Origin of the sequence: Streptomyces qinglanensis (genome assembly GCF_900111245.1) — a bacterium.
Classification (GTDB): Bacteria; Actinomycetota; Actinomycetes; order Streptomycetales; family Streptomycetaceae; genus Streptomyces; species Streptomyces qinglanensis.
In genome coordinates this window covers 208387-221111 of sequence record NZ_FOGO01000002.1, presented here as the reverse complement: position 1 = coordinate 221111, position 12725 = coordinate 208387, and the positions used below count along the sequence as shown (strand labels likewise).

Annotated in this window: 17 protein-coding genes, 1 tRNA gene and 1 pseudogene; 13 read left to right on the top strand and 6 right to left on the bottom strand. The window is 70.0% G+C overall.

The genetic code is table 11. From position 1 onward, the window contains the following. Window positions 1–72: 72 nt before the first annotated feature. Together BMX65_RS05280 and BMX65_RS32710 are read left to right on the top strand one after the other, a co-directional pair. A complete protein-coding gene (locus tag BMX65_RS05280; RefSeq protein WP_074998968.1) occupies window positions 73–804 on the top strand; it encodes a ferritin-like domain-containing protein in 732 nt (243 codons plus the stop codon). A gap of 204 nt (window positions 805–1008) precedes the next feature. Beyond that, window positions 1009–1161 (top strand): hypothetical protein, encoded by a 153-nt coding sequence (locus BMX65_RS32710; protein WP_162637663.1) that lies wholly within the window; start codon window positions 1009–1011, stop codon window positions 1159–1161. An 86-nt stretch (window positions 1162–1247) separates the two neighbouring features. On the opposite strand, the gene BMX65_RS05270 is transcribed toward BMX65_RS32710, so the two are convergent. Continuing rightward, window positions 1248–1607 (bottom strand): MerR family transcriptional regulator, encoded by a 360-nt coding sequence (locus BMX65_RS05270; RefSeq protein ID WP_074998966.1) that lies wholly within the window; start codon window positions 1605–1607, stop codon window positions 1248–1250. A gap of 122 nt (window positions 1608–1729) precedes the next feature. Between BMX65_RS05270 and BMX65_RS05265 the strand changes: the two genes are divergently transcribed. From BMX65_RS05265 to BMX65_RS05230, 8 genes and pseudogenes are all read left to right on the top strand, one after another. After that, window positions 1730–2326, top strand: coding sequence for a DsbA family oxidoreductase (locus BMX65_RS05265; protein WP_074998965.1), 597 nt, complete (start codon window positions 1730–1732; stop codon window positions 2324–2326). Continuing rightward, window positions 2323–2808: a nucleoside deaminase gene (locus BMX65_RS05260; RefSeq protein ID WP_074998964.1), complete on the top strand. Its 486-nt coding sequence runs from the start codon at window positions 2323–2325 to the stop codon at window positions 2806–2808. Before BMX65_RS05265 ends, BMX65_RS05260 begins: the two co-directional genes overlap by 4 nt. A gap of 46 nt (window positions 2809–2854) precedes the next feature. Further along, complete coding sequence (locus BMX65_RS05255; RefSeq protein WP_074998963.1) at window positions 2855–3175, top strand: DMT family transporter; 321 nt, start codon at window positions 2855–2857, stop codon at window positions 3173–3175. A 61-nt stretch (window positions 3176–3236) separates the two neighbouring features. Continuing rightward, entirely contained in the window at window positions 3237–3665 is a 429-nt protein-coding gene (locus BMX65_RS05250; protein WP_177214195.1) for a DMT family transporter, read from the top strand. 263 nt (window positions 3666–3928) lie between these two features. Further along, the gene (locus tag BMX65_RS31225; RefSeq protein WP_177214194.1) at window positions 3929–4438 is read left to right on the top strand and encodes a hypothetical protein; all 510 of its coding nucleotides are present in this window, start codon (window positions 3929–3931) and stop codon (window positions 4436–4438) included. 8 nt (window positions 4439–4446) lie between these two features. Beyond that, a pseudogene (locus BMX65_RS34240) lies at window positions 4447–4563 on the top strand (GntR family transcriptional regulator); the annotation flags it as partial. A gap of 550 nt (window positions 4564–5113) precedes the next feature. Beyond that, window positions 5114–5482: a type II toxin-antitoxin system RelE/ParE family toxin gene (locus tag BMX65_RS05235; RefSeq protein WP_074998960.1), complete on the top strand. Its 369-nt coding sequence runs from the start codon at window positions 5114–5116 to the stop codon at window positions 5480–5482. Continuing rightward, window positions 5482–5805, top strand: coding sequence for a helix-turn-helix domain-containing protein (locus tag BMX65_RS05230; RefSeq protein WP_027759829.1), 324 nt, complete (start codon window positions 5482–5484; stop codon window positions 5803–5805). The genes BMX65_RS05235 and BMX65_RS05230 overlap by 1 nt, the downstream gene beginning before the upstream one ends. Window positions 5806–6103: 298 nt before the next feature. Here the strand turns inward: BMX65_RS05230 and BMX65_RS05225 are convergent, their stop codons facing one another. From BMX65_RS05225 to BMX65_RS05215, 3 genes are all read right to left on the bottom strand, one after another. Continuing rightward, on the bottom strand, window positions 6104–6394 hold the full coding sequence (locus tag BMX65_RS05225) for a hypothetical protein (RefSeq protein WP_074998959.1): 291 nt from the start codon (window positions 6392–6394) through the stop codon (window positions 6104–6106). After that, window positions 6391–6792 (bottom strand): hypothetical protein, encoded by a 402-nt coding sequence (locus BMX65_RS05220; protein ID WP_074998958.1) that lies wholly within the window; start codon window positions 6790–6792, stop codon window positions 6391–6393. Before BMX65_RS05220 ends, BMX65_RS05225 begins: the two co-directional genes overlap by 4 nt. A 274-nt stretch (window positions 6793–7066) precedes the next feature. Beyond that, window positions 7067–7140, bottom strand: a tRNA-Gly gene (locus tag BMX65_RS05215). A gap of 681 nt (window positions 7141–7821) precedes the next feature. Between BMX65_RS05215 and dcd the strand changes: the two genes are divergently transcribed. From dcd to BMX65_RS05200, 3 genes are all read left to right on the top strand, one after another. Then, entirely contained in the window at window positions 7822–8397 is a 576-nt protein-coding gene (gene dcd, locus BMX65_RS05210) for a dCTP deaminase (protein ID WP_074998957.1), read from the top strand. 86 nt (window positions 8398–8483) lie between these two features. Further along, window positions 8484–8993, top strand: coding sequence for a phosphoribosyltransferase (locus BMX65_RS05205; protein ID WP_074998956.1), 510 nt, complete (start codon window positions 8484–8486; stop codon window positions 8991–8993). A gap of 161 nt (window positions 8994–9154) precedes the next feature. Further along, window positions 9155–10720, top strand: coding sequence for a ricin-type beta-trefoil lectin domain protein (locus tag BMX65_RS05200; RefSeq protein ID WP_074998955.1), 1566 nt, complete (start codon window positions 9155–9157; stop codon window positions 10718–10720). A 217-nt stretch (window positions 10721–10937) separates the two neighbouring features. Here BMX65_RS05200 and BMX65_RS05195 read toward each other — a convergent pair whose 3' ends face one another. Both BMX65_RS05195 and BMX65_RS05190 read right to left on the bottom strand, forming a co-directional pair. Beyond that, window positions 10938–11954, bottom strand: coding sequence for a Yip1 family protein (locus tag BMX65_RS05195; protein ID WP_074998954.1), 1017 nt, complete (start codon window positions 11952–11954; stop codon window positions 10938–10940). 195 nt (window positions 11955–12149) lie between these two features. Then, complete coding sequence (locus BMX65_RS05190) at window positions 12150–12554, bottom strand: ATP-binding protein (protein WP_074998953.1); 405 nt, start codon at window positions 12552–12554, stop codon at window positions 12150–12152. Window positions 12555–12725 lie beyond the last annotated feature (171 nt).

The window sequence follows — 12725 nt, the reverse complement described above, 5'->3', positions numbered from 1 at the left end:
GAACGGTTCGGGTGTCCGCATGCGTCGTCCCTCTCCAGGGCACGGTGGCTGTGCCCGGGAAAGGGGAACCGGGTGGATACGGGTGGCTTCGCCAAGTGGACAAGGCGGTTCGAGGACGAGGACGCGCGCCGGCAGGCGCTGGGTGATCCGGACTGGGAGCAGGACGCGACGCTGCCTCCGGCGGTGTGGACCAGCATCCAGCGCTTCCAGGTCGGCGAGGACGGTGACGGTGCCAACCTGATCGACAAAGCGGACCAGGCCGGCGATCCCGACTACGGGCAGGCGGTGCGGCTCTTCATAGCCGAGGAACAGAACCACGCCCGTCTCCTCGCCCGGCTGCTGACGGCGGGGGGCGTAGCGACGCTGCCCGGACACTGGAGCGACGTCGTCTTCGTACGGTTGCGGCGTCTGATGGGTCTCCGTACCGAACTGCTGATGCTGATGATCGCGGAAGTGGTGGCGCTGCGCTATTACCGCGTCCTCCGCGACGGCACCGACGACGCGCTCACCACGGAGGTGGCGGGGCGGATCCTGGCCGACGAGCAGCGCCACGTCCCCTTCCACTGCGAACGACTGCACGCCTCCCTGGCGGAGCTGCCCCGCCCGGCGCGCCGCCCGACGATGGCCCTGTGGCGACTTCTGCTGCTCGCGGTCTCTCTCTTCGTCGCCGCCGACCACGGCTCGGCACTGCGCCGACTCGGCCTCAAGCGGCTGCGATTCGTCGCCGACGTCATGGCCTCGTCCCACACGGTGGTCTCCGCGGTGCTGGCGCCCCGCCCGGATGCCTGGACCAACGCGAGCTGACAACCACACGGACCATCGCTCCCTCCCACCTCTTCAGGAGCCGATGCGTTCCTCAGACGATCAACGGGTCACCTCGGAGCACCGGACGCCTTCGTCCGGAACGGCCGCTGTACGGCACGCCCGGACGCGTCCGGCGCGGTGACGCTTCCTACGGAGCTGGGAGGGTACGAGCGGCCCATGATGCTGTGGGGGAAGCGCGTAGGCGTGGCGATGGCATACGGGGCGCTCACCGGGGCGGTGTCACGCCTGTGGGAGGACACCTGGTCGGACAGTCTGACGTTCGGCATCAGCATGGCCGTGCTGATGCTCGGTGTCGCTGTGGCGATGGACATCCGAAAGCGCGCGGGCAAGGACTGACGTACCGCCTCCGGCCACGCAGTCCGGGGCACGCTTCCCCAACCCCGCCCAGGGGGGCGCCCGCCGCGCTCACGGCGCCGATCGCTTCAGGGGGTGACGCGGGGAAGGGCCGTTTCGCGGCGGAGGGCCTGGAGGGTTTCGCGCTCGCGCTCGATGTCGCGCTGCTTGGCCGCGAGCCGCTCGGCCTGCTCGGCGAACAGCCGCTCCATCTCACCGTTGCGTTCCTCAGGCGTAGCGTCCAGGCAGGGCAGCACCTGGTCGATGGTGCTGCTGCCCAGGCCCGCCGCGAACAGGTGCTGGATCATCACCACGCGGTCCACCATCGACGGGTCGAAGTCCCGCCATCCGCCCGAAGTGCGCTCGGAGCGGATCAGGCCGTGCTCCTCGTAGTACCGGAGAGAACGGCTGCTCACCCCGGTTGCTTCCGCCAACTCGCCTATCCGCATGGCTCCTCCTGGCCGTCCGTCGAGTCACCGGGGCCGTCGGCGTTGCACCTGACACCGGTGTGAAGACCGAAGGTACAGGCACGGCGCACACAAGGTGCGCCGGAGGAAACCGGAGGCGAAACATGGCGGCGAAGATCCACATCTGGTCCGACTACGTCTGCCCGTTCTGCCTGATCGCCGACGAGCTGATCGAGCGGGCCGTGGCGGACCTCCCGGAGGTCGAAGTGGTGCACCACCCGCACGAGTTGCGCCCTCGCCCCGCGCCCACCCTGCGCCCGGAGGACCCGTACCTGCCCGAGATCTGGAACCGTGCCGTCTACCCGATGGCCCGGCACCACCGGATCCCGATGCAGCTGCCCAGCGTCTCCCCGCAGCCCTACACCGAACTCGCCTTCCGAGGCGCCCAGTACGCCCAGGAGCACGGCCGTGGACACGCCTACCACCAGCGTCTGATGGCGGCCTTCTTCCGGGAGGACCTCGACATCGGGGACCGGGCAGTCCTGGCACGCCTGGCCGAGGAGGCCGGCCTGGATCCGGCCGGCTACACCCAGGCCCTGGATGACGAGTGGTACGCCGAGCGGCACCGGGAGGCCCTGGCCGAGTCGGCACGGCAGAAGATCACCGTCGTACCGACCCTCGTGATCGGCGAGCGGCGCATCGAAGGCGTGGCCACCGAAGGGGTCATCCGCCGCGCCCTGGAAGACCTGGCCGTGTCATGAGCGAACCCACCCGTGCCGCATGGGACCTGATGACCAAGGCCGTGGAGCTCTGCATCCATCATGTCGACTCCGGTGGGCCCCCCTTCGTCGGGCAGCTGCTCCACTCCGACGGCCAGGTCTCCGCACCCGGCGTGAATCTCGTCCTGGAGACCGGCGATCCCACTGCCCACGCCGAGATCACCGCGATCCGGCAGGCCGTGCGCGAGCACGGACCCGCCGGGGTCCGGGGCGCCGTACTCCTGGCGACCGGTGAACCCTGCGGCATGTGCTACCGCTTCGCCGCCGCCCACGGCATCGCCGAGGTCCACTACGCGGTGGGCCGCGACACGGCTGCCGCGTGGGGCTTCGACTACCGGTCCGGATACCCGAGCGGCGGGACCGAGCCGCTTTCCCTGGAGCGGGATGCCCGGCAGCTGCCCGTGAGGCGGGCGCTGGTGCCCTTCACCCGCTACCGCGCCCTGCACCACCCCGCGTCCATCTGACGCTTCTGAACCACTCCGTGAACCACACGTCCGGAAGGATCCCGTCATGCACTGGCTCTACCTCGCCATCGCCGTCGTCTTCGAGGTCGCCGTGGCCGTCTCCGCGGGCAAGGCCCAGGGCTTCACCCGCCTCGGCTGGTCGGTCGCCACGCTGGTCAGCGGCGGCATCGCCACCTACGTCCTGAGCCTGGCGCTGATCACCTTCGAGGTCGGGGTCGGCTACGCGATCTGGACCTCCGCCGCCGGCGTCGGGATCGTCTTCCTGGGAGCCCTCTTCTTCGGCCAGCGTCTCGACTGGCGCAAGCTCCTCGGGATCGCCGCCGTCATCGCCGGTGTCGTCGGGCTCCAGCTCACCGGTACCGCCTGATCCCCTCCACGGCCCGCCACGGCCCACCCCACTTCGTCACACACGCCCGAGAGGAACCCCCATGTCCATCGCCACCGCCACCGCCACCACCGCCACCACCGCCGCCACCGTCGGTCCGAGCCCCGCCGCGGCAACCAGCAAGCGCACCCGGGCCTGGCTGGTCCTCCTGCTCGCCGGAATCTTCGAAGTCGGCTACGCCCTCGCGGTGGGCGGCAGCCAGGGGTTCACCGTCCTGCCCTGGTCGATCGTCGCGGTGGTGTTCTTCCTGCTCACCCTGCTGGCCCTGAGCATCTCCCTGCGCACCATCGACGTCGGCATCGGCTACGCGGTGTGGGCCGGGATCGGCGCCGTCGGGGCCGCCCTGCTCGGCCCGGTCTTCTTCCCCGAGACCCTCACCCTGGGCAAGGCCGCCTGGCTCGCGCTGATCATCGGCGGCGTCGTCTGGCTGAAGCTCTCCGACCGGCCCACCGCCGAGTCCACCGAGCGGTAGAGCAGCAGTGGGACCCCGCTGCCGGCACGGCGCGGAAGGTTCTCCCGTACGAGCCGCACTCCATGACCCGGCCCTTGCCCCAGGGGCCGGGTCGGCCTCTGCATGGAGGGGCGGGACAGGACAAAGCCATGCGTTCTTCAAGGGAACCCTGGTTCCGCGCAGCGACCTCCTGGGCATCAGCCGAGAGCATGTCCACTACCGCTCCTCCGGCCGACGAAGGGAGAGCACCCCGGCACGTCTGCTGTGGTACATGAGCGCGGGCGGTGGAGGTGCGGCGCCAGCGCGTCGCCGCCCCGTCCGGTACGCCGGTACTGCGCTACGCCACCGCGCCCACCATGGCCTTGGCCGGCATGGCGCGCATCGCCGCGGTCCACTTCGGCACTCCACGTGAAATCTGGTCGGCCCACTGCACCCGGGCGGGAATCAGCCGACGCGAGTACGACGAATACATGAGCGGCGCCACCCAGGCGAGCGGCCTCACCATGCAGGAGCCGTTGACCTTCGACGAACCGGTGCTGCTCAGTTCCCTACAGGCCGTAGGCGCCTTCCATCCGCCGTGGAGCTACCGCTACTTGAGGAGCGAAGACCTGCGCCAGGCAACTGAAGCCTCACCCTTCGCGAGCAGCCCTGCGTTGGTTGCTGACCGAACCGGTCGCCGTCTGACCCGTGACGCGGTGCGAACCTCGCTCATGGTGACGGTGAGGATCTGCCCCGAAGCGGGGAGGGACAGCCGGAACCGCCCTTCGCGTTCTCCGCTTCGTCCGGATGGTTGAGATCCTGGTCCTCCGGAGTGCCCGTGATCAGTCTGATCCGAACTGCCTACGACACCGAGGGCCGCGCGGTCGAGGACTGCGACACCGTCATGGTCGCCGACGCCTACGTCCTCGCCTACCAACTCCACTCCAACCAGGGCATGTCGGGCCGACGGTACGTCTGCGGCACAGTCCCCGGAAACAAACAAGACCCAGAGAAACAAACGAAGACCCAGGTCCCTGACCTGGGTCTTCATCGTGGAGCGGGCGACGGGAATCGAACCCGCGCTCTGAGCTTGGGAAGTACCGGACATCAAGCGGGGAACCAGGTGCTGACCTGTTGAGACGTGGCTCTCCGGCCATTGCTGGGCAGGTCCTGGAGAGCCGCTGTTGACCGTGAATCGCCGCCCTGACGGGCACGCATCGGGCACGGCGGGGCGGCCGACGGTGCTGAGCTCCGCGTTCACACGCGCCCTGGTCGCGGTTGCAGGTACGGCTTCGGCTGACCGGTGTCAGATGGACTGGGTGCCCCCCTCTGGGGTGGCGCAGACCGCCCCGCCGGGGGATGCCGGGGATGCGGTGGTACGTGCCCGTGCTGCTTTAGCCGGTACTTGGCCGCAGCCAGTGGCCGCTGACCACCCATGCCCCCTTGCGTGAGCTTGCGGTATGCAATCTAATGCATATATCGTTGAGTGCATGGATGGGCAGTATGTGATCGAGGTTGAGCCCGAGGTGCGGGACTGGCTCGATTTGCTGCCCTTCCGCCTCTATCGCCGCGTGGAGGACAAGGCGGACCGTCTACTGGCCGAGCCCACGACACTCGGCGAGCCGTATTCGCGCCATCTGGGCGGCAAGCTGCGTGAGCTGCGGCTGGTGCTCGACGGGGATGCCGTCCGTATCCCCTACTGGCTCGCCCCGGGCCGTCGGATCGTGCTGCTGACCGTCTTCCGCAAGACCAGAATGCATGAGACTGCCGAGATCGAGCGGGCCCATCAGGCGCAGAAAGCCTGTGAGGCCGAGCATGGTCCGGCCCAGCACACCTACGACCGAGTCAGGGAGGCGTGATGAACCACAACCAGTGGAAGACGCGTCGTACCAAGCAGCTTCTCGGTGAAGCTGTGGAGTACGACGAAGAGTACATCGACGCACGTCTCGCCGGTGACCTCGGACAGGCCATTTACGACCGCCGCGTCGAACTCGGCCTGTCTCAGACCGAACTGGCCGATCGTGCGGAGATGACGCAACCGCAGATCTCGCGCATCGAGGGTGGAGACACCGTCCCGACGCTTCCTCTGCTGCGTCGCCTTGCCAAGGCCCTGGACGGCTCGCTGAACGTTGCGCTCACAGCGGAGGACTCCCGGGTAACCTTCACCCCGTACGCGGCCTGAGCGGTGCATGTCGCGGCTCGACAATGAACGAACCCCCGGGTCCATGACCTGGGGGTTCGTCGTGGAGCGGGCGACGGGAATCGAACTCGCGCTCTGAGCTTGGGAATCACGGGATGGTCGACCGGGTACCTCGCTGACCAGCGCAAACGAGCACTGGCAGCAAGCTGCCGGGTTGCCGCAGCACCGTCGTTGACCGTTGTTCACCGCCCTGCCTGGTGCGCATCTGGTGCGGAACTCGGCGCACTGCCGACCAATGCGCCCCAGGGGCCAGTGCCTCGAAGCAGGATCTGTTCACTTACTAGAGGTCGGAGAACGGGGGGATTACTCGAGTGATCGCGATAAGGCGCAGACGGGAGAGGGGCAGCGCGTAGAACCAGCCGTCGACGAGCAGCGGGATGCGCCGCACCCCGCCTGGCACGCCCCGTCGCGGTCCTTGACCGAGATCCGTGACGTCAACGCCGACCTCGGCCAGTGCAACCATCTCTCCCGCGAGACGTTCAACCTCGGCAACCACCTGCGGAGGCAGACCCGACACCACATGCTCGGCGTCCGGGTCATACTCCCAACGCCATGGGTCCCGATCGCTCACGCCGCTCCCTGCTCCTGGTCGATGCCGGCTTCAGCGCATGCTGCGTCAAGGATGCGACCGATCTCCGCCGCGAGTTCGCGAGCCTCGTGGATATCGTCGGTCTCGGCCGCACGGTTTTCCAGCGCCCGCAGACGGGCGGCTCGGGCCGGGTGGCGCTCGATGGCCACGTAGACCGCCCACTGCCCGGCGAAGCGACGCATGGGTGCCGCGCTCACCTGCTCTCGGGACTGCCGGAGTGCCGCGGCGCGCTCGTCATCAAATGTCGGCAGTGCGTCTGGGGCGATCAGCGCGAGAGCAGCACGCAATTCCTCAGGCGTGCTGGCCGGCTGGGCGATGCGGTGAGCTTCCGGATCACTGTCGGCGATGTCGTGCATCGGTTCTTCGGGCTGCGTGGTCATCGCGGTCTCCAGTGAGGATCGACAGGTCCGCTGTGCGCCCTACGGTACGTGTTCGTCCCTCTCATGCGCATGGAGGTGTGCCTGTCCACTTCAGCTCACTCGGCGGGCTGCTGACCGCCGTCACCTTGACGGCGGCAAGTCGTCTTGACCGAGAGGGGAGGCGTTGGTCTGCGCGGCGTGGCGAGGCGACCGGTCGGCATACCGAGCGCCTGATCTGGCAGGCAGAGGTCTGGACATGAACAAGCCCCAGGTCGCTGACCTGGGGCTTAGCTGTTGGAGCGGGCGACGGGAATCGAACCCGCGCTCTGAGCTTGGGAAGCTCATGTTCTACCATTAAACTACGCCCGCGAGGAGCCGGATATGGGCTGGCTCGTCGTCGGACACTCTACCCCATGGCGGACCCCGGTCGCATACGGCCTGGGTCTTTTCGCTGTTCCGGGAGGTGTGCGGAGGCGTCGTCGTGGGGCCTCCGGAGGTGGTGGGGGTCGGCCTGCGCCGGCCCGGTTCGCCGGTGCTGTTCCGTCGTTGTCATCGTGGGTCGCCCGTGTCGCTTCGGCGTGCCCGGTGCCGTGGTCCGGGGCCTGTCCCGGGTGGTGTCCCGCGTGATGTCCCAGGGGTTTCGAGGGTGTCCGTGGGGTGTTCCGGGCGGCTCGGTGGGTGAGTTGAGGGGCGTACGGTGGGGGCGGAGTGCCGGGCGTCAGAGCGTCGGACTCATCCCCTAACGTGGCTTTTGTCGTCCACGCATCCACGTGACTGGGGAGAGGGAAGCGATGGAATCCACTGTCGTCCGGTGTGCCGAGGGGCATGTATTCAGCACCACGACGTTCCCGATGCAGCAGCTCGGAACCTCCCGGATCGGCCCTGGGCGGTTGTTGCGCTGCCCCCAGTGCGGGCGGCTGCGGCAGGCGGTGCCCGTGGTGCGGCAGCGGAAGGGATGAGGGCGCGGCGTCCCCCTGTGCGGGGGCGCTCTCGGTGTCGCGGGGCCGGTCCGATTGGGCCGGCCCCGTCTCGTGCGCGTAGTCTCGGCCCGTGCTTCTCTCAGACAAGGACATCCGGGCCGAGATCGATGCCGGCCGGGTGCGGATCGATCCCTACGATCCGGCCATGGTGCAGCCCTCGAGTGTGGACGTGCGACTGGACCGCTACTTCCGGGTGTTCGAGAACCACCGGTATCCGCACATCGACCCCGCCGTCGAGCAGCCCGATCTGACGCGGCTGATCGAGGCCGAGGGCGACGAGCCGTTCATCCTGCACCCCGGGGAGTTCGTGCTGGCGTCCACCTACGAGGTGATCACGTTGCCGGAGGACGTGGCCTCGCGGCTGGAGGGGAAGAGCTCGCTGGGGCGGCTGGGGCTGCTGACGCACTCGACGGCGGGCTTCATCGACCCGGGCTTCTCCGGCCATGTGACGCTCGAGCTGTCCAATGTGGCGACGCTGCCCATGAAGCTGTGGCCCGGTATGAAGATCGGCCAGCTGTGCATGTTCCGGCTGACGACTCCCGCGGAGTTCCCGTACGGCTCGGCGCGGTACGGCTCCCGCTATCAGGGTCAGCGCGGGCCCACCCCCTCCCGCTCGTATCTGAACTTTCACCGGACCCATGTCTGAGGCGGATCCGCGGCCGAGTGGCCTGCCGGGTGACCGGCCGGGCGGCCGGTCGAGCAACTGAGGGACGAGAGAGCAGAGGGCCACCTGTGAGTGACGAGCAGGCGCACGAGCGCGAGAACCTGACCTACAGCCTCTTCGGGCAGGCCATCCGGGAGCTGGCGCAGCAGGTGGCCGACGACGGGTACGAGCCGGACATCATCCTCTCCATCGCCCGTGGCGGGCTCTTCGTGGCAGGTGGCCTGGGCTATGCGCTCGACGTGAAGAACCTTCATGTGATGAATGTCGAGTTCTATACCGGCGTGGGGGAAACGCTGGCTATGCCGGTGATGTTGCCTCCGGTCCCCAATGTCGTCGATCTCAGCCGCAAGAAGGTGCTCATCGCCGACGACGTCGCCGACACCGGAAAGACGTTGAAGCTGGTGCAGGACTTCTGCGCCGAGCATGTGGCCGAGGCGCGCAGCGCGGTCGTCTACGAGAAGCCCCATTCCTTGGTGAAGTGCGACTACGTCTGGAAGCGGACGGACCAGTGGATCAATTTCCCTTGGTCCGTCGAGCCCCCTGTGGTCCGCCGGGAGGGTCAGGTTCTCGACGCCTGAGGGTGGGTCGGGAGGCCGGCGGCGCCGGTCAACTCCGCCGTGGCGGCGCGGTGTCGAGGGTGAGCGCGGTGCGCTGGGGCCCGCGCGGGTGGTTCCCTTCTCCGGTACTTGCGGGTAGGTACCGCTGGTAACAATGTTGCCGGCCGTAGGGAGACCACCTGATGGCGCGTAGGAGATCCGCGACCGCGCTCGCGGCGGCTCTGCTCATGGTGTGCGGAGGTGCGGGCGCGGCGGCTGCCGCGCCCACGAGTGGGGCTGCCACGAGCGGGGCGGTCGCGAGCGGGGCGGTCGCGAAGGCGGACGCCCGTGTGAGTACGGCGCTGCCGCCCGCGTTGGAGAAGATCCGGGCGGAGGAGGCCCGGGAGCTCTACGGCAGCCCGGAGGAGCGGCCGCTGGACGAGCGCAGCACGAGCCTCATCTCGCTCGGCGACAGCGAGATCTCCGGGGAGGGTGTCGGCACCTACGAGCCGGGCACCAACGGTCCGGACAACTGGTGCCACCGGTCGCCGGATGCGGCCGTACACCGTACGGGCATCGACGCCGACGTGACGTACAACGTGGCCTGCTCCGGTGCGAGCACCGAGAACATCCGGATCGGCGGCAGCAAGCAGTACGCCGACGAGCTGGTGCAGAGCGACAGCCTGGCCATCAAGGCACGCAACACCCGCCTCAAGCAGATCATGCTCGTCGTCGGGGCCAACGACGACCTGCAGTTCGGGCCGGTGATGACCGACTGCGTCACCCGCTATCTGACCTTCCAGGGACGGTGCGAGCCCAAGTACGACCCCGGCTGGCAGGACCGGGTCGACGGCCTGGTGCCCAAGGTGGAGCGGACCGTGGGCGACCTGCGGACGGTGATGCGCGACGCGGGCTACGCGGACGACGACTACCAGCTCGTCCTGATGGCCTACCCCAGCCCCATCGGTCCGGACATCAAGGACAACCCCAAGTTCCCCGGCAAGCTGATCGGCGGCTGCGTCGGCTACACCAGTGACGCCGCCTGGGGCCGCAACACGGCGGTGCCGAAGTTCGAGAAGGGCATCAGGGCGGCCGCCGCGCACACCGGGGCCGGCTTCCTGGACGCCTCCCGGCTCTTCCACGGCCACGAGGTGTGCATGGAGAACACCTGGGCCCGCGGGCTGTACGTGGACCTCACCAATCCGTTCCCGCCGGACTCCAACTCGGTCCGCCAGTCCTTCCACCCGAACGTGCGCGGACACGGCGCGTTCGCCGCGTGCTTCACCGAGATGTACCGGGCCGGGCAGCAGGGCGTACGGGAAGCCTCCTGCGCGGATCCCGCCGGCCGCGGCGAGCCGAAGCTCTACCGGCTCGCCTGGGACGACGCCTTCGGGCCGCTGCGGAACGAGGGCACCGGGAGCTGCCTGGACGCCGACGGGGCCGCGAGCGCGGTCGGCACGGACGTGCGCGGCTGGGCCTGCGGGGCGGCGGACAAGCGCAACCAGCAGTGGTGGTACGACGCGCAGGGCAAGGCGCTCTACGCGGGCCAGACCCACGACCGGTGCGTGCAGAGCGACGGCGCGGTCCGGGACGGGGCCGGGCTGGAACTCGGCAACTGCTCCGGGGCCGGTGCGCAGCAGTTCGTGCGGAACGGGTCCACGTTCCGGCCCGCCGGGGACACCGGGCTGTGCATGACGCTGCCGGGCGCCGAGGACCGGGCGCGGCTCGCCGCGTGCGACGGGTCGGCGGCGCAGCGGTTCGCCGGCTGAGCTGTTGAGCCGTCGTTCCCGTGGGCGGGGTGCCTCCGCAGTGCCGGGGCACCCCGTGCGGCGGGGCACCCCGTGCGGCGGCGCGCCCCGGCCCGGGACGCCTTCCGTACGGTCCTACGGTCCTGGAGGCGGCCCCGGAAGCGTACGGGCCGGAAGCGTACGGGCCCGGAGCGTACGGACGCGGAAGCGACCGGGCCGCACCGCCCGGCGGCCGGACCTACAGCGTGCCCAGCTTGATCAGGAACAGCAGGGCCAGCATCTGGATGGCGGAGGCACCGAGGGCCTTGGGCCAGGGCAGGTCGTGGGAGCGGCTGACCATCGAGGTGAACAGGAACCCGGCGAGTACCCAGGTCGCCCATCCGACGGCCTGGACGAAGGTGGCCGTGCCGCCCAGGAACAGGGCGAACAGCAGTCGCGGGGCGTCCGTGAGGGACATGATCAGCATGGCGAGTCCGACGGTGGGCTGCCATGAGCCGTCGCCGCCGAACTGCCGGGCCAGCGTGTGGGTGACGGTGCCCAGGATCAGCCCCGCGATCACCACGGCCACGCCGGTGATCAGCACGTACGGGACGGCCTGCGAGAGCGCCGTGTGGAGGACGTCCTCGCGCGCCTGGTCGAGGCCGAAGACCGCGAGCAGCCCGTAGACGAACGTGACGATCAGCGCGGGGGCCCACACCGGGTAGTCGCGCATCTGCCAGAACGTGGCGTTCGGCCGCAGCACGATTCCGGTCAGCAGGTCCTTCCAGTGCAGCCGGGGGCCTGGCGGCGGGGCGGGGGAATTGCCCGCGTGGTACGTCGCGCCGTCGGTGTACCCGTAGCCGTCCGGACCGGGGCCACCGCCGGGACCGTAGGGATCGGGGCCGGGGCCGCCGTACGGATCGTGGATGCTGAACGCCTGGGTGTTGCCCGGGTTGTTGGCGTGCGGGTCCTGCCCGTGCCAGCCCTGCGGGGCACCGGGCTGTCCGCCGTGCGCACCGGGACCGGGACCGGGACCGCGGCCGGGACCCGGGCCGGGGCCCTGCGGTCCGCCGTAGTGCGGCTGCGGGTCACCGAAGTACTCCGGCTCGCCGTGCTGCGCGCCGCCCTGCCAGGGGCCGGGCGCGGGCCCTGGACCGGGGCCTGGTCCTGCCCCCGGGCCCTGCGGGTACGGTGGACCCGAGGGGTGCTGCGGGTACTGCCCATGCTGCTGCGCGCCCCGGGAGTCCCGGCCGCGTCCGCTCCTGAAACCAGCCACGCGATCGAACGTACCGTGTTCCGCGGGTTACGTGTGCCACGGCCGGGCGAGATGGCCGGACATCGCTGCTGACCTGTGACATCCCCTAGGGGAACCGGCTGATGTGACCCCCACCGCAGGGGGAGGCGGCCCGGCCGGGAAGGAACGGGGGAGGAGGGCCCGCTCCTCCGGAGGGAGGTCACTCCCGGGCGGAGGTCACTCTCCCGGGAGGCGGACGGCGAAGGTGACGACGGCGCCCTGGCCGGTTCCGCCGGCCACGGTCAGCCGGTCGGTCACCAGTCGGGCCAGCCACAGGCCGCGCCCGCTCGTGGCGCCGTCCAGGCCGGGCAGCAGTTCGGGGATGACGTCCTCCGTGAAGCCGGGGCCGGAGTCGGCGACCTGGCATTCCAGCTCGCCGGCCAGGTGGCGCAGCACGAGTTGTCCGCCGCCGCCCGCGTGTTCGACGGCGTTGGTGGCCACGGCGTCGACCGCGACGACGAACTCGCCCCGGCGTGGCTCGCCCAGCCCCGCCGACGCGGCCCGTGCCTCGACCTCGGCCCGCAGTCTGGGCAGGTCGCGGAGGGTGAAGCGCAGTCGGCACAGCAGTTCGGGCGTCAGCATGCGGCACCTTCCCGGGCTGTTGACCGGGAGATGGGCCGGGCGGCGGACCGGGCGGTCCGGGAGACGGGCCGGGAGCCGGACCGGGCGGGCCGGGAGCCGGGCCGGGAGTCGGACCGGGCGGACCGGGCGGGCCGGGAGACGGGCCGGGCGGCGGACCTGACGGCGGACCGC